The 21527-nt window shown below is 64.4% G+C and carries 23 protein-coding genes; 11 read left to right on the forward strand and 12 right to left on the reverse strand.

All coding sequences use genetic code 11. From position 1 onward, the window contains the following. Positions 1-64 precede the first annotated feature (64 nt). From V473_RS04410 to bluB, 5 genes are all read left to right on the forward strand, one after another. Entirely contained in the window at positions 65-958 is an 894-nt protein-coding gene (locus V473_RS04410; protein WP_066600997.1) for a LysR family transcriptional regulator, read from the forward strand. An 80-nt stretch (positions 959-1038) separates the two neighbouring features. Continuing rightward, entirely contained in the window at positions 1039-1668 is a 630-nt protein-coding gene (locus tag V473_RS04415; RefSeq protein ID WP_066600999.1) for a class I SAM-dependent methyltransferase, read from the forward strand. A 59-nt stretch (positions 1669-1727) separates the two neighbouring features. After that, on the forward strand, positions 1728-2660 hold the full coding sequence (locus tag V473_RS04420) for an ABC transporter ATP-binding protein (protein ID WP_066601000.1): 933 nt from the start codon (positions 1728-1730) through the stop codon (positions 2658-2660). After that, positions 2657-3427 (forward strand): ABC transporter permease, encoded by a 771-nt coding sequence (locus V473_RS04425; RefSeq protein ID WP_066601002.1) that lies wholly within the window; start codon positions 2657-2659, stop codon positions 3425-3427. Before V473_RS04420 ends, V473_RS04425 begins: the two co-directional genes overlap by 4 nt. Then, positions 3424-4083: a 5,6-dimethylbenzimidazole synthase gene (gene bluB / locus V473_RS04430; RefSeq protein WP_066601004.1), complete on the forward strand. Its 660-nt coding sequence runs from the start codon at positions 3424-3426 to the stop codon at positions 4081-4083. The genes V473_RS04425 and bluB overlap by 4 nt, the downstream gene beginning before the upstream one ends. Before the next feature lie 31 nt (positions 4084-4114). Here the strand turns inward: bluB and V473_RS04435 are convergent, their stop codons facing one another. The 5 genes from V473_RS04435 to V473_RS04455 form a co-directional block, all read right to left on the reverse strand. Continuing rightward, complete coding sequence (locus tag V473_RS04435) at positions 4115-4435, reverse strand: hypothetical protein (protein WP_066605019.1); 321 nt, start codon at positions 4433-4435, stop codon at positions 4115-4117. A 92-nt stretch (positions 4436-4527) separates the two neighbouring features. Next, the gene (locus tag V473_RS04440; RefSeq protein WP_066605032.1) at positions 4528-5838 is read right to left on the reverse strand and encodes an MATE family efflux transporter; all 1311 of its coding nucleotides are present in this window, start codon (positions 5836-5838) and stop codon (positions 4528-4530) included. A 73-nt stretch (positions 5839-5911) separates the two neighbouring features. Further along, the gene (locus V473_RS04445) at positions 5912-6847 is read right to left on the reverse strand and encodes a DUF808 domain-containing protein (protein ID WP_066601005.1); all 936 of its coding nucleotides are present in this window, start codon (positions 6845-6847) and stop codon (positions 5912-5914) included. 106 nt (positions 6848-6953) lie between these two features. After that, positions 6954-7187, reverse strand: coding sequence for a hypothetical protein (locus V473_RS04450; RefSeq protein WP_066601007.1), 234 nt, complete (start codon positions 7185-7187; stop codon positions 6954-6956). Next, entirely contained in the window at positions 7184-7516 is a 333-nt protein-coding gene (locus V473_RS04455; protein WP_066605034.1) for a hypothetical protein, read from the reverse strand. The genes V473_RS04450 and V473_RS04455 overlap by 4 nt, the downstream gene beginning before the upstream one ends. Before the next feature lie 119 nt (positions 7517-7635). Between V473_RS04455 and V473_RS04460 the strand changes: the two genes are divergently transcribed. Both V473_RS04460 and V473_RS04465 read left to right on the forward strand, forming a co-directional pair. Then, positions 7636-7941 (forward strand): plasmid stabilization protein, encoded by a 306-nt coding sequence (locus V473_RS04460; protein ID WP_066601010.1) that lies wholly within the window; start codon positions 7636-7638, stop codon positions 7939-7941. 177 nt (positions 7942-8118) lie between these two features. Further along, complete coding sequence (locus V473_RS04465) at positions 8119-10272, forward strand: TonB-dependent siderophore receptor (protein ID WP_066601011.1); 2154 nt, start codon at positions 8119-8121, stop codon at positions 10270-10272. 114 nt (positions 10273-10386) lie between these two features. On the opposite strand, the gene V473_RS04470 is transcribed toward V473_RS04465, so the two are convergent. Both V473_RS04470 and V473_RS04475 read right to left on the reverse strand, forming a co-directional pair. Beyond that, a complete protein-coding gene (locus V473_RS04470; RefSeq protein ID WP_066601013.1) occupies positions 10387-11109 on the reverse strand; it encodes a head GIN domain-containing protein in 723 nt (240 codons plus the stop codon). Continuing rightward, positions 11061-11825 (reverse strand): head GIN domain-containing protein, encoded by a 765-nt coding sequence (locus V473_RS04475; RefSeq protein WP_066601015.1) that lies wholly within the window; start codon positions 11823-11825, stop codon positions 11061-11063. The genes V473_RS04470 and V473_RS04475 overlap by 49 nt, the downstream gene beginning before the upstream one ends. A gap of 120 nt (positions 11826-11945) precedes the next feature. On the opposite strand from V473_RS04475, the gene V473_RS04480 reads away from it, so the two are divergent. After that, on the forward strand, positions 11946-13535 hold the full coding sequence (locus V473_RS04480; RefSeq protein ID WP_066601018.1) for a M28 family metallopeptidase: 1590 nt from the start codon (positions 11946-11948) through the stop codon (positions 13533-13535). A gap of 30 nt (positions 13536-13565) precedes the next feature. On the opposite strand, the gene gloA2 is transcribed toward V473_RS04480, so the two are convergent. After that, positions 13566-13952: an SMU1112c/YaeR family gloxylase I-like metalloprotein gene (gene gloA2 / locus V473_RS04485; protein WP_066601020.1), complete on the reverse strand. Its 387-nt coding sequence runs from the start codon at positions 13950-13952 to the stop codon at positions 13566-13568. A 190-nt stretch (positions 13953-14142) separates the two neighbouring features. Here gloA2 and hemB point away from each other — a divergent pair, with 190 nt between their 5' ends. Genes hemB through V473_RS04500 form a run of 3 tightly spaced genes read left to right on the forward strand, consistent with a single transcriptional unit; the run spans position 14143 to position 17946 of the window. Further along, positions 14143-15138, forward strand: a complete 996-nt coding sequence (gene hemB, locus V473_RS04490; RefSeq protein ID WP_066601022.1) for a porphobilinogen synthase — start codon at positions 14143-14145, stop codon at positions 15136-15138. Next, the gene (locus V473_RS04495) at positions 15138-17345 is read left to right on the forward strand and encodes a fused MFS/spermidine synthase (protein WP_066601026.1); all 2208 of its coding nucleotides are present in this window, start codon (positions 15138-15140) and stop codon (positions 17343-17345) included. The genes hemB and V473_RS04495 overlap by 1 nt, the downstream gene beginning before the upstream one ends. Before the next feature lie 13 nt (positions 17346-17358). Then, positions 17359-17946, forward strand: coding sequence for a gamma carbonic anhydrase family protein (locus V473_RS04500; protein WP_066601028.1), 588 nt, complete (start codon positions 17359-17361; stop codon positions 17944-17946). Between the two features lie 48 nt (positions 17947-17994). On the opposite strand, the gene V473_RS04505 is transcribed toward V473_RS04500, so the two are convergent. From V473_RS04505 to V473_RS04520, 4 genes are all read right to left on the reverse strand, one after another. After that, a complete protein-coding gene (locus V473_RS04505) occupies positions 17995-19302 on the reverse strand; it encodes a sensor histidine kinase (RefSeq protein ID WP_148648379.1) in 1308 nt (435 codons plus the stop codon). Positions 19303-19473: 171 nt separating this feature from the next. Beyond that, positions 19474-20139 carry a response regulator transcription factor gene (locus V473_RS04510; protein ID WP_066601032.1) on the reverse strand — a complete coding sequence of 222 codons (666 nt, stop codon included), beginning with the start codon at positions 20137-20139 and terminating at the stop codon, positions 19474-19476. A 145-nt stretch (positions 20140-20284) separates the two neighbouring features. Next, the gene (locus V473_RS04515; protein WP_066601034.1) at positions 20285-20632 is read right to left on the reverse strand and encodes a hypothetical protein; all 348 of its coding nucleotides are present in this window, start codon (positions 20630-20632) and stop codon (positions 20285-20287) included. Between the two features lie 84 nt (positions 20633-20716). Further along, positions 20717-21448: an SIMPL domain-containing protein gene (locus tag V473_RS04520; protein ID WP_066601036.1), complete on the reverse strand. Its 732-nt coding sequence runs from the start codon at positions 21446-21448 to the stop codon at positions 20717-20719. Positions 21449-21527 lie beyond the last annotated feature (79 nt).

Genomic DNA, 21527 nt, shown 5'->3' on the forward strand with positions numbered 1-21527 from the left:
GTTATTGCAAGCAATGGCGAAGTTGTGCATGGACAGGCTGCAAATTTGCAGGATAGGCGCGCGCATGTTCGACTGGGACGATCTCAGGGTATTTCTGGCGGTCGCCCGCGCGCGCAAGGTTGCGCCTGCCGCCCGCGCGCTGGGCATCGATGCGACCACCATCGCGCGGCGGCTGGCACGGCTGGAAAAGGCGCTCGACGCCGAATTGTTCGAACTGGCTGCCGGGGAACGGACGCTGACTGCGCGCGGGCAGGCGCTGCTCCACCATGCAGAAGGCGCGGAAAGTGCGGCGCTGGCCGCACTGGAGGATGTGAAGGGGCAGGAGCATCGGTTGGCGGGGCAAGTGCGCCTGTCGGTGGCCGAAGGGTTCGGCACCTGGGTATTGGCGCCCGGCATGGGCGATTTCAACCGGCGGCATCCCGGCATCAGGCTGGATCTGGTGACGGCATCCGGCTTTCTCAACCCATCCAACCGTGAGGCCGACATGGCGGTGATGCTGGCGCGGCCGCAGCGTGGGCGGCTGACGGTGCGGCGGCTGGGCGATTATCGGCTGCATTTGTATGCGTCCCCCGCCTATCTGGCGCGGGCCGGCACGCCGGGCGTCCCGGCGGACCTGCGCGACCATGTGCTGGTCGGCTATGTGCCCGAATTCATCTTCTCGCCCGAATTGGATTATCTGGACGAGGTGGAGGCGGGGCTGGAGGCGACCTTGCGATCGACCAGCATCATCATGCAGCAGCGGATGATCGCGGACGGCGCGGGGATCGGGGTGTTGCCCGACTTCATTGCGCGGCGCGACCCCGGCCTGACGGCGCTGATGGCCGAACGGGTGGAGATTACCCGCAGCTTCTGGCTGGTTATGCATGGCGACCTGCGCAAGCTGGCGCGGATCGGCGCGGTGGCCGACTGGTTGCAGGAACGGGTGGACATGCTGTCGGGCCAGCGCGATGCTGGATGACCTAAGCGAAAGGCAATCGACGCCGCCCCTTGTCCCCGCTAAGGGAGTCGCGATGGAAATAAAGCGGTCGCATTTCGCTTATGCAGCATAAGCCCAAGCGCAGTAGAGCGATCGCCCTGCCGAGCGGGGAATTTCGCGCCCGCGCCACCGAATATCTCGATTTCCTGGCCGCCTGGGTCAAGAAACCGCGCCAGACGGCGTCGGTGGTGCCGTCGAGCCGCTATCTCGCCCGGTTGATGGTGGCGCAGATCGATCCGCTGGATGGTCGCGTGCTGGAACTGGGCGGCGGGACCGGGGTATTCACCCGCGCGATCCTGGAAACCGGCCTGCCGGCAGAAAAGCTGGAGGTGGTGGAGATTAATCCCGCCTTCGCGCGCGGGCTGCGCCGGCATTTTCCCCATGTGTCGATCCTGGAGACGCCCGCGCAGATCGTATCGACCGCGACGGCGGGCCAGGCGGGCGATTATCAGACCGTGGTCAGCGGTCTGCCTCTGCTGGCGATGGACCGTTACATGCACCATGATATCCTGACGGAATCCTTCCGGATGCTGCGGCCCGGCGGCAGCTTCGTTCAGTTCACCTATTCAATGCGCCCGCCGGTGAGCCGCGACGTGATCGACGCGCTGGGGCTGGACGTGGTGCGCGCAGGCCAGACAGTGCGCAATTTCCCGCCCGCGACCGTCTTCCGCTTTTCGAAGCGCGGCGAATAGGTTGCACTAAGCCATTCACCCCCTATCTTTGCCGCAACGCAAAAGGGGCAGAGCCATCCATGGCATCCATCATTGAGATCAAGGGCCTGACGAAACGCTATGCGTCGGGTTTCGAGGCGCTGAAGGGCGTCGATTTGACCATCGAGGAAGGCGAGATTTTCGCGCTACTGGGGCCAAATGGCGCGGGCAAGACGACGATGATATCGATCGTCTGCGGCATCGCGCGCGCCACCGGCGGCAGCGTGACCGTGGCGGGCCACGACATTGTGCGCGACTATCGCGGCGCGCGCACCGCGATCGGGCTTGTGCCGCAGGAATTATCCACCGACCAGTTCGAACGGGTGATCGACACGGTCAATTTCAGCCGCGGCCTGTTCGGCAAGCCCCGCAACGACGCCTATGTCGAGAAGGTGCTGCGCGACCTGTCGCTCTGGGACAAGCGCCACAGCAAGATATTGGAACTGTCCGGCGGCATGAAGCGGCGCGTGATGATCGCCAAGGCGCTGTCTCATGAACCGCGGGTGCTGTTCCTGGACGAGCCGACCGCAGGCGTCGATGTCGAATTGCGCCGGGACATGTGGAAGCTGATCGGCGAACTGCGCCAGACCGGCGTCACCATCATCCTGACGACGCATTATATCGAGGAGGCCGAGGAAATGGCCGACCGGGTGGGCGTCATCAACAAGGGCGAACTGATGCTGGTCGAGGACAAGACCGCGCTGATGAAGAAGCTGGGCAAGAAGACGCTGACGGTCGTGCTGGCCGAACCGATCGACGTGGTGCCCGCGGACCTTGCCGAATGGGGCGTCACGCTGGGCGGGGAAGGCCATGAACTGGACTATATCTTCGACACCCAGGCGGAGCGGACCGGGGTGTCGTCGCTGCTGCGCAAGCTGGGCGACCTGGGCATCGGGTACAAGGATCTGAATACAAGGCAGAGCAGCCTGGAAGACATATTCGTCAGCCTCGTCCATCAGGAGAAGGCCGCATGAGCCTCCAGAATCTGCGCGCCATCGCGTCCATTTATGCGTTCGAGCTGCACCGTTTCCGTCGCACGCTGCTGACCGGTCTGCTGGTCCCGGTCATCACCACCTCGCTCTATTTCGTCGTGTTCGGCGGGGCGATCGGGTCGCGCATGACGGAGGTGGACGGCATCCCCTATGCCGCCTTCATCGTGCCCGGCCTCATCATGATGGCGATGTTCACCGAAAGCATCTTCAATGCCAGTTTCGGCATCTATATGCCAAAATTTACTGGCACCATCTACGAACTTCTGTCCGCGCCGGTGTCCGCGACGGAGACGGTCATCGCCTATGTCGGCGCGGCGGCGACCAAGTCGCTGATCGTGGGGAGCATCATCTTCCTGACCGCACATATGTTCGTGGACGTGCCGGTCGCGCATCCTTTCGCCATGGTCGGCTTCATGCTGCTGATCGCGGTCAGCTTCTGCCTGTTCGGTTTCATCCTGGGGGTCTGGGCGCAGAGTTTCGAACAGTTGCAGGTGATCCCGCTACTGCTCGTCATGCCGATGACCTTCCTGGGCGGCGCCTTCTATTCGGTCCATATGCTGGCCGAACCGTGGCGCACGATCACCCTGTTCAACCCGATCGTCTATCTAATCTCCGGCTTCCGCTGGACCTTCTTCGGCAAGGGCGACGTCGCGATCGGGCTGAGCCTGTTGTTCGTCGCGGGGATGCTGGTGGTCTGCATCAGCGTCATCGGATGGATGTTCCGTACCGGATATCGACTGAAGAAATGACGGCGGACGACGGCTTTGTGGCACCGATCTTCGGCTCGGCATTCGCCACGGAACTGGAGACGCTGCTGCATTGGCGCCGCGACGTACGCCATTTCGAGCGGCGAGCGGTGCGGGAAACCGACATGCGCGACCTGCTGCGCTGCGCCTGCCTGGCGCCGTCGGTCGGCAATGCGCAGCCCTGGCGGTTCATGCGCCTGCGTTCGGCCGCGATTCGCGCCACGTTGGCCGATCATATCGACGACGCCAGCGCCAGCGCTTCCGCCCGCTATGCCGATCCGGCGCAGCGCGACCGGTATCAATCCCTGAAGCTGCACGGGGTACGCGAAGCGCCCGAACTGATGGCGGTGTTCTGCGATGAAGCGCCGTCGGCCGGCCATGGCCTTGGCACCGCCACCATGCCCGAAATGTTGCGCTATTCGACGGTGCTGGCGATCCACAATCTGTGGTTGGCGGCGCGGGTGCGCGGGATCGGCGTGGGTTGGGTGTCGATATTGGAACCGCAGGCTGTCGCCGCCATGCTGGACGTCCCCGTCCACTGGTCGCTGATCGCCCTGCTTTGCATCGGCTATCCGGCCGAACAATGCTCGATACCAGAATTGGAGCGCCGCGGCTGGCAGGCGCGCGAGCCATGGCCGGACCGGCTGTTCGAACGCTAAAACCGACAGTCGCAGCGGCCGGATGCGAGGATCAGGCGGCGGCGCTTTCGGGCGCGACGGCGAACAGGGTCACACCCTTATATTTGTCGTCGCCGTCATTATAAAGGCCATACATCGCCTCGAACGGCTCATCGAGCACCTGTAGATCGGACAGACCGACCAGCTTGAATGTGCCGAGCTTCAACTCGCGCGGCGGGCGGCCGTCGCGGTCTGTCGTCACCGCGTCGATGAACAATTCGTCATGACGGGTGTAAAGGATGTGCGGGGCGAGGGTGACGACCATTTTATTATAGGTCACCTTCAGGCACTTCTGGAGCGCGATGGCTTCAAAAATCTCGGTCGGAGCTTGCATGATGTCGCTTCCCTGACCGATTTTGCCGATTCTTTCAATTGCTTTGTGCGCCGCACCATATCCTTTCCGTGCAATCAATACGATGGATCGTGTCAGGCCGGCGCCAATCTTAGCCGTTCGCGCAGCGTCCAGCGGCTGATGAGCAGTACGGCCACCACGCCCAGGCCGCTGGCGAGGCCCAGCCAGATGCCCAGCCCCTTCATGCCGAACGGGAAGGCGAGCAGAATGCCGACCCCGATGCCTACCACCCAATAGCCGATCAGCGCGAAGATCATCGGCACAGTCGTATCCTGCACCCCGCGCAGCACCCCTGCGCCCACCGCCTGCGCCGCATCGACCAGCTGGAACAGGGCGGCCACGGCCAGGAAACTGATGGCCAATGTCACGGTGCGCGCATTGGCGGGGTTGGACAGGTCGAGGAAAGCCGAAACCAGCGTGCGCGGCATGAAGATCAGCAGCGCGGCGGCGCAGACGGCAAAGCCGGTGCCGATCATCAGCGCCAGCCAGCCCGCCCGGCCGATGCCGGCGCGGTCCTGCCGACCATAGGCGATGCCGACCCGGATCGTCGCCGCCTGGCCGATGCCCATCGGCACCATGAAGACCAGCGCGGCAATCTGGATCGCGACGGCGTGGGCCGCGAGCGAATCGCGGTCGATCAGGCCCATCAGGAAAGCCGAGGCGTTGAACACGCTGGTTTCGAATCCCAGGGTGATCGCGATAGGCAGGCCCAGCGCCCAGACCTGCCGCTGCCGTTCGCGATCGCGGGTCCAGAAACGGCCCATCAGCCGATAGCGGCGGAATCGCCGGTCGATCAGGATGACGGCAAGCAGGCCGAAGAAGAGGAAGCAGGAAGACAGGGTGCTGGCCAGGCCCGCACCGAACAGGCCGAGCGACGGAAAGCCCAAATGGCCGAAAATCAGCGCCCAGCCCATCAAGACGTTGAAGGGAATGGCCCCCAGCATGACGATCAGGCCCCAAATCGGCCGTTCGAGCGCAGCGATGAAATTGCGCAATGTGGTGAAGCCCAAAAAGGGCAGCAGCGCCCATTGCAGGCCATGCATCAAATGCCCGGCCTCACGCGCCAGATCGGCGTCCTGCCCCATCGCCAGCAATATCGTTTCGCATTGCCACAGCAGCAGCCAGGCGGGAGCGACGAAGAAGAGCGCGGCACGCAGGGTCTGATGGACCGTGCGGCGCACGTCGCGCACGCTATGGCGGCGGCGGCCCCGTTCGCTCGCGATCAGGGGCGATGCGGCGGTGACCAGCCCCATGCCGAACAGCAGCAGCGCATGAAACAGGTTGATGGCCAGCGCCCCCGCGGCGACCGCTTCCGCTCCGATCCGGCCGAGCAACAGCAGATCGGTGGCCGCAATCGCCGACCAGGCGATATTGCCAGCGATCATCGGCAGCGCGAGCGCAATCAATGCGCCGGCCTCGATACGCCAGGGGGAGGGGTGGGTCACGTTTGCGGTGGGCTCAATGCTTCTTTGACGGCAACAGATGCAGCGCGCCAACAATGATCCCGCCGATCACCAGCCCGACGATCGCGCCGCCGATGGCGTTGACCAGCCAGTCGAGGAAGCCGCCGATCGCGGGCATGGCATGGGCCGCGCCCTCCGCGACATGATGGATCGCGCCGGGGATGAGGTCGAGGTGAAATTCATGCAGGCCATGGACGATCAATCCGCCGCCGACCCACAGCATCGCCGCGGTGCCGACCACAGACAGGATCGCCATCAGCACTGGCATCGCTTTCACCAGTGCGCGGCCCAGCGCCTGCGTGCCCGCGCCCTTTTTGGTGGCGAGATGCAGCCCGATATCGTCCATCTTCACGATAAGGCCGACGACGCCATAGACGCCTGCGGTGATGAGGATGGCGACGACCACCAGGATCAGCGCCTGTTCCCATACCGGCTCGGTCGCGACGGTGCCCAGCGAAATCGCCATGATTTCGCCGGACAGGATGAAGTCGGTGCGGATCGCGCTCGATACCTTCTGGTTTTCCAATTCGGCGGAACTGTGCGTCTCCACCACTTCCTGCGCAACATCATGGCCGCCCTGGACAGCCTCCAGCAGCTTTTCCACGGCCTCGAAACACAGGAACGCGCCGCCCAGCATCAGCAGCGGGGGCAGCAGCCAGGGCGCGACGGCGCTGATCAACAGTGCGGCAGGTAGCAGGAAGAGCAATTTGTTGCGCAGCGATCCCTTGGCGATCTTCCAAATGATCGGCAATTCGCGGTCGGGAGTCAGGCCCATTACATATTTGGGGGTGACGGCGGCATCGTCGATCACCACCCCCGCAGCCTTCGTTCCGGCGCGACCGGCCGCCGCCGCCACGTCGTCCAGCGACGTCGCCGTCAATTTGGCGATGCCCGCCACGTCATCGAGCAGCGCGATCAGACCCGAAGGCATAGATAATATATCCCCTGTTGCAGGCGGCGATGTCGCCCTTATGCCGCCTCATAAGGGGCGCGCGTCGGGGGAGCAATGGACTGCGTTCATGCTATAGGAGGGGGCCTCAGTAATTGCCGGGCGGGTCGCTGGCCGGGAAGGATCCGTCGGATTGTTCGTCCACCTTGTCCCATTCCCTGGACGATACGCCCTGTTGCGGCCCCGCATCGCGCACCACGCCCGATGAACCTACCGGGCCGCGATCGTCGGGCGCGGCGCCATCACCCATCCAGTCGCGCCATCCCTTGATTGCAAAGGCGCCAAGACCCGTGACGATGGCCAGTTTCAACAGCCCTTTCATATATCTTTCTCCTGCCCATGATGCAGATGAACCCAATCCGCGCGATCATGTCCCACCGCATCGGAAGTCAGCCTGATTTCGCCCTCTTCGTCCGATCCGCCGAATTCGTTCGGTTCGGCGGCAGGTTGCGCAATCGCCCAGCGCTCGCGTAGCGCGGCATCGATCATCGCGCCCCACATGCCCACATCGCCCGCTTCGCGCATCGCGGCATCCGGCTCCTTGAGGATCGCGAGGATGCTGGCGGCGTCCTCTATCCGGGCCTGCCATTCGCCGGGAGCCGCTGCGGCGAGGTGACGCGCCAGACGTTCGATGAGCGTGTGGTTTTCCATATCGATCGAACGCGCATCGGCGGTCGCCGTTCCGCTTGTTCGTGACGGTATCGCATCGATGTGAACCTGCATAGCGATGGCGTGTTGGAAGGGTGCGGGGACGACCAAGGAGATGGGTCATGCCTCAAGGGGACAAGAGCAGCTATACCGACAAGCAAAAGCGCAAGGCGCAACATATCGAGGAAGGTTATGAGGATCGCGGCGTGTCCAAGGACGAGGCCGAGCGCCGGGCCTGGGCCACAGTGAACAAGGAATCGGGCGGCGGCAACAAGTCCGGCTCCGGCCGGGGCAAGCCCGATACTCATGTCGCGTCGCGCAAGGGCGGCCGCAAGGGTGGAGCCGCATCGGCCGGACGACCTGCCACGGATCGTTCCGCTGCCGCAAAGAAAGGCTGGGAAACCCGGCGACGACGCGGCCATGGCTGATCTTTTGTGAGGCAAATGCGACGCTGTCGCAAAAAAGACGCGCAGATTGCTCAATCTGGCTCCAGATAATATTGCGAAACATTATTAATAACATTATTGCAACCCGTCACGGATGCCGTCGCGGCTTTGGAGTCTATCCATCGCTGAGGGCCGGCACCGCAAGATCGGGGGCTTTAGATGATTCGCAGATATTCTCTCTTCCTGACCGCGTCGCTGGCCGGCGTCGCCGTCATGCCGGCCACGGCGCAGGCGCAAGTGGCGGCCGACGCTGCGCCGCCGGAGGAGCAGATCATCGTCACCGGCGCATACACGCTGCCCGACAAGATCGACACCGCCACAGGGCTTGGCCTGACTGTTCGGGAAACGCCGCAGTCTGTAACCATCCTGACCGCTCAACGCATTATCGACCAAAATCTGGTCACCGCCGCCGATGTGTTGCGCAATGGCGTCGGCATATCGGTCAACAATCTCGACGATCTGCGCAACCAGTTTTATGCGCGCGGTTTTGAAATTCGCAATTTCCAATATGACGGCATTCCGCTGGCCTGGACCCTGGCGGGCGGCGCGGGCGAAACCAGCACGGACGTCTCCGTCTATGAACGGGTGGAGATCGTGCGCGGCGCAACCGGCCTGCTGACCGGCGCGGGCGACCCGTCGGCGTCGATCAACTTCGTGCGCAAACACGCCGACGCCACCGACCTGACCGGCTATGTCAACGCCAGCTATGGCAGTTGGGACCGCTGGCGCGTATCGGGCGATGTCAGCACGCCAATCACAGCCGACGGCCGGATCCGCGCGCGCGTGGTCGGCCGCTACGAGCAGGGCGACAGCTATATCGACCGATTCAGCGACAAGCGGATCATTCTCTATGGCGTCGTCGACGCTGATCTGACCGACAATACGCTGGTCCGCGCCGGGATCAGCCATCAGGACACCAATCGCGATTCGCCGTCCTGGGGCAACCTGCCGACCTTCTACGCCGATGGCACGCTCACCGACTGGTCACGTTCGAAGAGCACGACCGGGGACTGGACCTATTGGAACACGATCAACCAGAATATCTTCGCGACGATCCGCCAGGAGATCGGCGAACACTGGACGGTCACCGCCAATTATAATCGCCTGAAAAATGCCGAAAAGGCGCAACTCCTCTATTTGTCGGGGGCCGTCGATAAGGCGACCGGTACCATCCAATACGCCTTCCCCTACAAGGATCATGGCGAAAGCATCCAGAATGCCTATGATGTTCAGGTCAAGGGCAGCGTCAACCTGTTCGGCCGCGACCATGAAGTCGTACTGGGCGGGATGAAGAGCATCCAGAAACGCTTTACCGACAGCTTCAGCGCGCTGGCATTCCCCGCCGGGCCGAATTTCGTCGCGGAAACGGGGTCGGCCTATGAGAATCCGGGTTTTTCGACCACGGCGTTTCGCGCGGTCGAGGAAAAGATCACGCAGAGCGGCGTCTATGGCGCGGTCCGCCTGAACCTGGCCGACCAGTTCAAGCTGATCGGCGGCGGCCGCCTGGCGACGTGGAGGCAGAAAGGGCTGAGTTATGGCGTCACCAGCGATTATGGCGACAAGAATGTGTTCATTCCCTATGTCGGCGCGCTCTTCGACGTCACCCCCAGCCATCGCCTCTATGCCAGCTATACGAGGATATTCCAGCCGCAGAGCGCGCTCGACGCCAATCTGCGGCAACTCGATCCGCTGGAGGGCAACGCCTATGAAATCGGCTTGAAAAGCGCCTTTTTCGACGAGAAGCTGCAAACCTCGATCGCCCTGTTCCGTATCGAGCAGGACAATCTGGCCCAGGTCGATCTGACCGCGCCGCCGATCACGCCGCCCGGCGGCCTGCCGCAGCAACCCTCGATCGCGATCGACGGCACGCGGAGCGAGGGTTTCGAATTCGAACTCAATGGCAGCCCGCTGGAGAACTGGAACCTCAATTTCGGCTATAGTCAGTTCAAGGCGAAGGATTCCGATGGCGATGCCGTATCGGTCAATCAGCCGCGCAAATTGCTCAAGCTGTTCACCACTTACACCTTCCCGGACATCCTGTCGGGCTTCACTTTCGGCGGCGGCGTGAATTATCGCAGCAAGGCCTATTCGGCGGGCCTCAATACGGTCACCGGCGCTCCGTTCAACTTCCAGCAGGATGGCTATGCCCTGGTCAGCCTGATGGCGCGACTGGCCGTGAACGAACAGCTTTCGGTCCAGGCGAATCTGGAGAATCTGACCGACAAGACCTATTTCGCGCAGATCGGTTTCTACGATCAATATCGCTACGGTCCGCCGCGCAATGTCACGATCAGCGCAAATTATCGGTTCTGATCGACCGCGAATGACAGACATGGACGGCCGGGGGAGCGATCCTCCGGCTTTTTTGGTCATCGACCAAAGGTCGGGCGCGCATCCAATGCCGCGCTTGTCGACGGCTAACCCCTGCTAGAAGTTCTCGCCGCCACATCGCACGCGGCCGGTGCCGCGATTATCGACGGTGCAGGCGGCCTTGCCTGTGATGGTGACGTCGCCCGATCCTGACGTCGTCACCTTCGCGGTAACGTCGGCTGTCAGGGTGCTGCTGCCCGGTCCTTCATTGCTGACGCTGGCCTGGCGCGCGATCAGCGGCTCGGCCGCCAGCGCGCCGGGACCGTTGACGCGGATATTGGCGACGCCGGTGCGCCCGGTCATCGTCACCCGGCCGCCGCCCGACAGCGTTAGGTCGACCCGGTCCAATTCGACTTTCGCGACATTGATATCGCCATTGCCGCCGAGCACGATCTGCCCCAGCAATCCTTTCATGCGATCGATCGATATCGAGCCGCCGCCGGTCAACACGATCCGTTCGACCATGCCGGTGGACAGGCGCAGCGTGGCCGCGCCGCCGCTCTTTTCGCCCGGCCGCGCCCGGTCCATGCCAATGGTGAGCAGCCGGCCCGACACGTCGACCTTCAGCCGGTCGAGCGCGCTCTGGTCGCCCTCCGCCCGCGCCGATGCGCCTGCGCCGGTGGTCAGGATGACGGTGACGGGCGCATCCACGCGGATCGCGTCAAAGCTGGTGATGGTGTAGCCGCGTGTCGCGGCACTAGCGGGCGCGGCGAGGAACAGCGCGGTCGCCGTCAGGGTGCGCAACGCGCTTCGCCCGGTCCTACGCCGCTTGTCGTACATTGCGCCTTGCCCTTCACCTTCACGTCGCCCGGACCCATGATGCTGATAGCAACCTTGCCGTCGGAGGCAATGTCGATGTCGCCCGCGCCCAGGATCGACAGGTCCGCCGTGCCGACCTTCAGCGCTTCGGCGTTGATGTCACCCGCGCCGGTGATCGACATTTTCGCCGTGTCGGCGGCGCCCGCAATCTTCACCGATCCCGCGCCGGTGATGTCGGCGCTCAGCGTCTTGACCGCCACCGTGCCGATGCGGAAATCGCCCGCGCCGGTCAGGGACAGGTCCAGCCGGTCGCCCTGCGCCTTGTCCAGGTCGAAATCGCCTGCGCCTGTTAACGCGGCGGCGGCGATGGCGGGCATCGTCACATGAACCGTGGCCCCCTTGTCCCCATCCTTGCGGCCCCAGCTCCAGTCGCCCTTGGACTTCCGGCCGATCACCAGCTTGCCATCCTTGACCCGGATATCGAGGTCGGCGACCGCCCTGGCATCGCCGTCCGCCTTCACCGCAAAGCCGCTGCCGATGGTGACGGCGACATTGTCCGGGCCGGTCGCGTCGATTTCCGTGAAATCCCTGAGCGTCGCCCAATCTTGCGTGCTGCGGGCCACTTCGTCGGCAGCGGGCGATTCGTCGGTGCGCGAACAGGCGGTGGTGGACAGCGCAATGGCGGTCAAGGCCATGCCGGTCAGGGCCAGCGTCAACAGGGGCAAGGGGCGGGGCATCACAATCTCCTCATCGTGTGTTGCTTGAGCAATACACGTTGTCCGTGGCGGTTCCAAGCCCCTTGTTCGTCGAACGGGTTCAGGCATGATAGATGACTGAAATTACGGAGTGTCCCGTCCATGCGCCTTTCCCTTCTCGCTCTTCCCCTGCTCGCGATGATCGCCGCAACCCCCGTCAGCGCGGCGCCGGAGGGGGACGCCGGCGCGCGCTGGTGGGCGCATGTCCAGGCGCTGGCCAATGACGGCATGGAAGGGCGCGGCACCGGCACGCCGGGCTATGATCGCGCGGCCGACTATGTGATCGCCCAGTTCAAGGCATTGGGCCTGAAACCCGCGGGGATCGACGGCTACAAGCAGCCGGTCGCCTTTATCGAGCAGGTGATCCTGGCGGACCAGAGCCGCGCGTCGCTGGTCGGGCCGCAGGGCGAAACGGCGCTGGCGGTGCCGGGCGACCTGATCTTTTCCGGGAGCGGCGGCCCGGTGCCCGAAAGCATCGACGCGCCGATGGTGTTCGCCGGCTATGGCCTGCACCTGCCCGAAGCGGGGCATGACGATTTCGCCGGGCTGGACCTCAAGGGCAAGATCGTCGTCGTGCTGTCGGGCGGCCCGTCCACCATTTCCGGCGCGCTCAAGTCCCATGCCCGTTCCGAACGCGCGCATTGGCTGGCCGAGCAGGGCGCGCTGGGCCTCATCACGCTGGTCACGCCCAAACAGGTGGAGATTCCGTGGGTCCGCCGGGTGGCGCTGGCGGGCGCGCCCGCGCTCTATTATGCCGACGCGACCCTGCGCGAAACGCAGACGCCTTTCCTTGGCGCGCAGGTCGATCCAGCCAAGTCGGCGCAATTCTTCGCCGGGACGGACAAGGATTTCGCTGCGATCGCCGCCGCGGCCGACGCCTCCGCCGCGGTCGCCAGCTTCCCGCTCGCGCTGCGTTTCAAGGCGCAGGTGGCGGCCAAGCGCCGCGACCTGTCGTCGCCCAACCTGATCGCCGTGCTGCCGGGCAGCGACCCGAAATTGCGGCCGGAACATGTCGTGCTGTCGGCGCATCTGGATGGCTATGGTGTCGGCAAGCCGATCAAGGGCGATGCCATCTATAATGGCGCGTTCGACAATGCATCGGGCGTCGCCAGCCTGCTGGAGATCGCGAAGGCGCTCAAGGCCAGCAAGGTGAAGCCCAAGCGGTCGATCCTGTTCGCGATCGTCACTGCGGAGGAGAAAGGGCTGCTGGGCGCGCGCTATTTCGCGCGGCGGCCGACCGTGCCGCAGTCCAGCATCGTCGCCGACCTGAATTTCGACATGGCGCTGCCGATCTTCCCGCTGACCAGCGTGACGCCGATCGGCTATGACCAAAGCTCGCTCGGCCAGGATGCGGCGGCGGTGAGCGCGCAGATGAACCTGCCGATCACGCCCGATCCCTTCCCCGATCGCAACGTCTTCATCCGGTCCGACCAATATGCCTTCATCCGCGAAGGCATTCCGGCGCTCTTCTTCAAATATGGGTTCAAGGCCGGCACGCCGGAGGCAAACGCCGAAAAGGCATGGCGGGCGAACCTCTATCATTCGCCGTTCGACGATCTGAACCAGCCAGTCATGCCTGCCGAAAGCGCGAAGCTGAACGCCTATGTGACCGCGGTCACGCTGCGCGTCGCCAATGCCGATGCGCGTCCGGCGTGGAATGACGACAGTTTCTTCAAGCGGTTCGCGAAATAAGCCACCTGCTCCCTCGAAGGCGGGAGCACGTCAGCTTTTTACCTGCTCATAAAGTTCGAGCGGCAGACCGTCGGGGTCGGCGAAGAAGGTGAAGCGCTGGCCGGTATATTCGTCGATGCGGATCGGTTCGCATCGGACCCCTGCCGCGTCGAGCCGCGCCACCTCCGCGTCGATGTCCGCGACCGTGAAAGCCAGGTGGCGCAGCCCGCAGGCTTCCGGGCGGCTGGGCCGGGCTGGGGGCGCGGGGAAGGAGAAAAGCTCGATCTGCGCATTGCCCGCGTCGAGATCGCATTTCCACGATCGCCGCTCGGCGCGCCACACTTCGCGGATGACGGGCAGGCCCAATATGTCGCGATAGAAGGCGCGCGAACGGTCATAGTCGGAACAGATGAGGGCGATGTGATGGATGGCGCGCATCCATCGCTCATAGGCGATGGCTGTGCGGCGCGCCAGTTTCGATCGGTTCAGGCGACGCGGCGCTGCTGCCCGACGTCGAACAGCCAGGCTTCCGCTTCCTCCACCGAGGCGAATATCTCGGCGTCGTCGCGCACGCTATGGGCAATGTGCCCCGCTTGATCCCTTGGCTCACGCCGCCTACACCCGCGCCATGACCTACGCACCCTATCCGGCGCTGCGCCTGCGCCGCACCCGCGCCTCGGCCTGGAGCCGGGCGATGCACGCTGAAAACCGCCTGTCGCCCAGCGATTTCCTCTGGCCGCTGTTCGTCACCGAAGGGGCCGGGGTGGAAGAGCCAATCGCTGCGCTGCCCGGCGTGTCGCGCTGGTCGGTGGATCGGATGGTGGAACGGGCGAAGGAAGCGCGCGCCGCGGGCATCCCCTGCCTCGCCCTGTTCCCCAACACGCAAGCGCAGCGACGCAGCGACGACGGGGCCGAAGCGCTCAATCCCGACAATCTGATGTGCCGGGCGATCCGCGCGATCAAGGACGCGGTGCCTGATATCGGCGTGCTGACCGATGTGGCGCTAGACCCCTATACCGCCCATGGGCAGGACGGGTTGCTGGACGACACGGGCTATGTCCTGAACGACGCGACGATCGACGTGCTGATCGGCCAGTCGCTCAACCAGGCGGCGGCGGGCGCGGACATCATCGCGCCCAGCGACATGATGGACGGCCGCGTCGGCGCGATCCGCGCGGCGCTGGAACAGGACGGCCACCCCAATGTCCAGATCATGGCCTATGCCGCCAAATATGCGAGCGCCTTTTACGGTCCGTTCCGCGACGCGGTGGGATCGCGCGGGTTGCTGAAGGGCGACAAGAAAAATTACCAGATGGACCCGGCCAATGGCGAGGAAGCGTTGCGCGAAGTTGCGCTCGACCTGGCGGAGGGGGCGGACAGCGTGATGGTGAAGCCAGGCCTGCCCTATCTGGATATCGTCGCGCGGGTGCGCGATCGCTTCGCCGTGCCGGTCTTCGCCTATCAGGTGTCGGGCGAATATGCGATGATCGAACATGCCGCCGCTGCGGGAGCGGGAGACCGCGACGCGCTGATTTTAGAGACATTGCTGGCGTTCAAGCGGGCAGGATGCAGCGGCGTGCTGACCTATCACGCGCTCCACGCGGCCAGGCTGCTGGGGGCCTGATGCGGATCGGAACCCGCCCGCGCTTCGTCGTCACGATCTGCGCGGGCTCGTTTCTGCTCTTCCTGGTCCAGCCGATGATCGCCCGCATGGCGTTGCCGCGCCTGGGCGGCGCGCCGTCGGTGTGGAATTCGGCCATGTTGGTTTATCAGGCGCTGCTGCTGGGCGGCTATGCCTATGCCCATATGCTGGGGCGTTTTCCGGCGCGGCGGCAGGCGCTGATCCATTTGAGCCTTTTCCTGATCGCCGCCATCTTCCTGCCGATCGGCTTGATGGGCTGGCAACCGCCGCAGGATATGGAGCCGGCTCTTTGGGTGCTGTGGCTGCTGGGCGCATCGATCGGTCCGCTGTTCTTCGTCGTCGCCGCGCAAGCCCCGCTGCTGCAACGCTGGTTTGCGCTGTCGGAGGCGCGCGATCCCTATCCGCTCTATGCCGCGTCCAACCTCGGCAGTTTCGCGGGGCTGATCGCCTATCCGCTGCTGGTCGAGCCGTTGCTGACTTTGAAGGCGCAAAGCCTCCTCTGGTCGCTCTGCTACGGCGCGCTGTTCTTCCTGGTCTATGCCAGCGCCCGCCGCCTGCCGCCTGGCGGCGCGGGCGAAGTCACGGCGCAGGCGAGCGATGCGCCGCGGCCCGACGGGCGCAGGATGCTGCACTGGATGGCGCTGGCGGCCGTGCCGTCTGGCCTGATGATGTCGACCAGCCTCTACCTCACCACCGACATCGTCGCGATGCCGCTGCTCTGGGTGCTGCCGCTCGGCCTTTATCTGCTCAGCTTCACGGTCGCCTTTGCGGCGCGGCGCGGCGCAGCCGACTTCAGCATCCTGATCGCGCCGCTTATACTGCCCATCGGCGCGTGCATCGCCTTTACCGGCGGCATCCATTTCCCGGTTTTCATCGCGCTGGGCATTCTGGCGGTCCTGTTCGTCGTCGCCATCGCGCTCCATGCGCGCCTCTACGACCTGCGGCCCGAACCGGCCCATCTCACCCGCTTCTACCTGCTGATGTCAGTCGGGGGCATGGTCGGCGGGTTGTTCTGCGCGCTGCTGGCCCCGCTGATCTTCGACTGGACCTATGAATATCCGATCCTGCTGATCGCCGCGGCGCTGTTGCTGCCGGCGCGCGAAGCGACGCTGCGCCTGCCTCGGCTGCTGTGGGAAGATGCGCGTCGCCGCGTCTGGCTCGCGCCGCTCATGCTATTGCTTGGCCTGGCGCTGTCGATGGTGGGCGGCGGGCTGGCCTTGGGCGACGCCACGCCGCCGCTGGTCAAATCGCTCAGCTTCTGCGCGATCATCGCGATGGCGATCCTGACGTTGGGCCAGCGGTTCATGACCGCGGCGATGCTGGTCTATCTGATGCTGTGCCTGAGCGGCTGGGAAAAACTGTCCCAGTCGGCCAGCGGGATGCTGACGCGCAGCTATTTCGGCGTCTATGGCGTCGCTAACAAGAGCGCGACCGAACGTATCCTGTTCCACGGCACGACATTGCACGGCGTCCAGAATCTGGAGCCAGGCCGTGAACGCGACCCGACCAGCTATTATGCGCCCAAGTCCGGTGTCGGGCTGGCGCTGGGCCATGCGCCGGACCTGTTCGGGGGCAAAGCCCGGATCGACGTTGTCGGACTGGGGGCGGGGACGCTTGCCTGCTATGCGCGCCCCGGCCAAACTTGGCGTTTCTACGAAATTGATCCGGCCATTGTCGCGATCGCGCGCGATCCAGCCGATTTCAGCTTCCTGGCGCGGTGCCAGCCGCGCGCCGACATCGTTATCGGCGACGCGCGCATGACGCTGGTGCGTCAGCCGGCGGGCGGTGCGGACATAGTGGTGATCGACGCCTTCTCGTCCGATTCGATTCCGATGCATCTGCTGACGCGCGAAGCGATGGCGATCTATGGCCGCCGCCTCGCGCCGGGCGGGCTGCTGCTGATCCACATTTCCAACCGCTATCTCGACCTGCGGCCGGTTGTGGCGGGCGATGCGATGGCTGGCGGCTGGCACGCGCGTCTGCGCCATTACAAGCCCGCCAAGCGCGACGCCGCGCGTCGCTACGCCGCATCGATTTGGGTCGCCCTGTCGCGCGATCCGTCGCAACTGGACCGGCTGGCGCGTGTGTCGGATGGCGAAACATGGCGATGGCTTAATCCAACGCCCGGTTTTTCCGCCTGGACCGACGATCATGCCAGTATCCTGCCGGTATTGAAGATCAGACCATGAGAGGAGAGCCATAATGGCCGCTACCGAGTATCCAGATGTCAGCATCATCCCCTTCAACGGCAAGGCGCCGGTCATCCACCCCAGCGCATTCGTCGCGCCGGGATGCCGCATCATCGGCGATGTCGAGATCGGCGAGGACGCCAGCATCTGGTATAATTGCGTCATCCGCGGCGACGTGAACCGGGTGCGGATCGGCGCGCGGAGCAACGTCCAGGACGGCACCGTGATCCATTGCGACAACCCCGGCGACCGCGCCGATGGCCGTCCTGCCGACGGTTGGCCCGCGATCATCGGTGACGATGTGCTGATCGGCCATATGGCGATGATCCACGGCTGCGTGTTGCAGGATCGCGCCTTTGTCGGCCTGGGGGCTGTCGTGATGAGCGGCTGCACAGTCGAAAGCGACGCGATGCTGGCGGCGGGCGCCTTGCTGTCGCCTGGCAAGACGGTGCTGCACCGTCAGCTTTGGGCCGGCCGTCCCGCCAAATATATGCGTGACCTGTCCGATGCCGCGCTGATCGACATGCGCGAGGGCGTGGATCATTATGTCCATAGCGCCAAAGCGCATAAGGGCGCGGTCAGGGCGATCGGGAACGCATAGCGGCGGCGGTTACTGGCCCCCAACCGACCGTTGCCGGATGACGGCGCGTCACGCCGCGGGCAGGCGCAGCCGCACCAGCAATCCGCCCAGATCCTCGCTTTCCTCCAGCGCGACGGCGCCGCCATAGATTTCCGCGACGTCGCGGACGATGGCGAGGCCGAGGCCTGTGCCGGGCTTGCCGGAATCAAGGCGCACGCCGCGGTCGAAGATGCGGACCCGTTCGGTTTCGGGGATGCCCATGCCGTCATCCTCGACCAATATTTCCACCATGCCGCCCGCACGCGCGACGACGGTGGCGAAGACGCTGCCGCCGCCATATTTAGCCGCGTTTTCGATGAGGTTGCCGAGCATTTCGTCAAGATCCTGGCGTTCGACGCGGACCGCAGCGTCCTTGTCGCCGTCCATGTCGACACGGGCGTCGGGATAGAGACGCTGGACGGCGCGTTCCACGGCCGTCAGGCTGGGCCACACGTCCGCCCGGCTCTGCGCCGCGCCGCGCCGGCCGACGGCGCGGGCGCGGGCGAGATGATGATCGACCTGCCGCCGCATCGTTGTCGCTTCGCGGATCACCGCGTCGCCCAGGTCCGGCGCTTTGGCCGTGGCCGCGTTCATGATGACGGTCAGCGGCGTCTTGAGCGCATGGGCGAGATTGCCGGCATGGGTGCGCGCTTCCTCCGCTTGCCGCTCATTGTGGGCCAGCAGGGCGTTCAATTCCTCGACCATGGGCAACACTTCGGCGGGCATGGGTTCGGTGACGCGGCTTTTGTGGCCGTCGCGCATACGGATGATCTCCAGCCGCACCTTGCGCAGCGGGCGCAAGCCATAAATGGTCTGGAGCGTCGCCAGCATGAACAGGCCGAGCGCCAGCAACGCGAAGCTGTTGAACAGGGTGGAGCGCAACGTCTTGATCTGCGCGTCGAGCCCTTCGCGCGCCTGGCCGACCATGAACAGCCAGCGCGTGTCGGAGCCGGGGAGAACGACGGTGCGCTCCATCACGCGCAGATCCTCGCCGGGGAATTGCTTGCTGTCATAGGTGTGGAGGTGGCGGTCATGATGTTCCGCCGGCACCTTGAGCGCGCGGTCCCACAGCGAGCGAGAGCGCCAATCCTCATGCCCCTTGGCGCTGATCTGGTAATAGAGGCCGCTATTGGGTTCCAGGAAGCGCTGGTCGGCGAGTTCGCGGTTGAACAGGACTTCGCCATCCGGGCCGATTTCCGACGCTGCGATCATCGCGGTCAGGACATAGTTCATGCCGTCGTCGAAATTGCGTGTGATCGCGTCGCTCAGCACCCGGTCCAGCGCCACGCCGCCGCCCAGCAGCAGCACGCTGATCCACAGCGCGGCAATGCCGATCATCCGCCGGCTGATGGAGCCGGTGGAGCGGACGGGGGGCGGGGATGCGGGATCGGTCATATTTTCAGACTGTTCCCATATCCGTTCGCCCTGAGCTTGTCGAAGGGCCGTCCTTCTTAAGAAAGTGCTGGGCTTCGACAGCCTCAGTCCGAACGGCGTAGGGCGGAAGGCTGATTACCGCCCCGGCTCGTCCAGACTGTAGCCAAGACCGCGAATGGTGGTGATGACGTCGGCGCCCAATTTCTTGCGGATACGCGTCACGAACACTTCGATCGTATTGGAATCACGGTCGAAATCCTGATCGTAAATATGTTCGATCAATTCGGTGCGGCTGACCACCTTGCCCTTGTGATGGAGCAGATAGCTGAGCAGCTTATATTCCTGCGCGGTGAGCTTCACCGGGTCGCCCTTAAGCGTCACCTTGCCCGATCGCGTGTCGAGGCGAACGTCGCCGGCGGTGAGTTCGCTAGACGCATTGCCCGATGCGCGGCGGATGAGCGCACGCAGGCGGGCGATCAGTTCCTCGCTCTGAAAAGGCTTGGCGAGATAATCGTCGGCGCCCGCGTCAAGCCCGGCGACCTTGTCCGACCAGCTGTCGCGCGCGGTTAACACCAGCACCGGGAAGGCGCGGCCTTCCTTGCGCCAGCGGTCCAGCACCGTCAAACCGTCGATGGTCGGCAGGCCAAGGTCGAGCACGACCGCGTCATAGCTTTCGGTCGCGCCGAGGAAATGGCCATCCTCGCCATCGGTGGCGAGGTCCACGGCATAGCCTGCGCCCTCCAGCGTGTTCCTGAGCTGCTGGCCCAGATTTGGTTCATCCTCGACGATCAGCAGACGCATGAAAGGCCCTTTTCTTTTTTAGAGCGATTTCTAATCAGATGGAATCATCTGATGACTCGGAAATCGCGTAAAACCAATAATCTAGAGCGGTTGATCCGATGCAATCGGATCGCAAACCGCTCTAGAATTGCGGCATGGGCGGATGTTAGCGCGCCATGCCGATGATATCGCCCGTCCGGCCATCCGCATCAACCCACATCACCTTGCCGTCCTTCACATATTTCAGGCGGTAGCGGTTGGAGGACGGGTTGAATTCGCTGCCGACATAGGTTGCGCCGCCCATGGTGGCGTCGACCCGGCGCTTGATCATGGCGAAGGGCATGACCTGACCGTCGAGCATCGCCCGGCGCGCGGCGTCCTGTTCATCGCGGCGATTGCCCGCATCGGCGGCCGGGATGGCGACAAGAGCAAGCGCGGCGGCGATCGCAACGGTCAGAGAGCGGGGCAGGCTGTTCCACTTCATATTCATGGGCATGGCATAGGCGAAGGGCATTGAACAGGTGGTGAATGGCGCGCAGATGAACAGAAATGGCGGCGATGCCCAGGCGCCGCCGCCTTTTATCCGCGCTATGGGCGCTTATTTGTCCAGCGCATACTGGACCGTCAGCGTGACCGAGGCGCTGACCTGGCCGGGTTCGATCGGGGTCGAAGGGGCCGAATCCGCCTTGAAGCGGGCGCTCTGCATCATCGGCATGGGCGGCTGGCCGCCGCTGTTGCTTTCGCTGATCGACACGAGGCGCGCGGTGCGGTAGCCAGCAGCTTGGGCATAGAAATCGGCCTGGGCCTTGGCGCTTTTGAGCGCGGCGCCGCGGGCCTGCTGGATCAGCGGCGAGGGGTCTTCGATCGAAAAGGTCGGGCCGTTGATGTTGGTGGCGCCGGCCGCGACCATGGCGTCGAGCGAAGCGCCCACTTTCTTGATGTCGCGCAGCTTCACGGTCAACTGGTTGGACGCTTCATAGCCGATGAAGCGCGGGCCTTCGGGCTGGCCGTCGCGGTTGCTATAATCATATTGGGCGGACAGGTTTATGCCGCTGGTCTGGATATCTTTCTTGGCGATCCCGGCCTTGGCCAGCGCGGCGATCAGCTTTTCGGTCTTGGCGGCATTGTCCTGCATCGCGGCCTGCGCGGTCAGCGCACGGGTCTGGACGCCGGTGCCGACGGTCGCGACATTGGGCGCGGCTTCGACGCTTTCGGTGACGTTCAATGTCACGACCGGCGCCGTCTCGGCGATGGTGACGCTGGTCTGGGCAAGCGCCGCCACGGGAAGGGCGGCAACGCCGAGCGCCATCAGGGCGAGAGCGGATTTCATCGAATATTCTCCTCTGCGATTATGCGCCCCTTTTTGGCCGGGGTGCGATGAATGGACGCTGTCGCACGTTGAAAGCCGT

This window comes from Sphingobium cupriresistens LL01 (assembly GCF_001046645.1).
Taxonomy (GTDB): Bacteria; Pseudomonadota; Alphaproteobacteria; order Sphingomonadales; family Sphingomonadaceae; genus Sphingobium; species Sphingobium cupriresistens.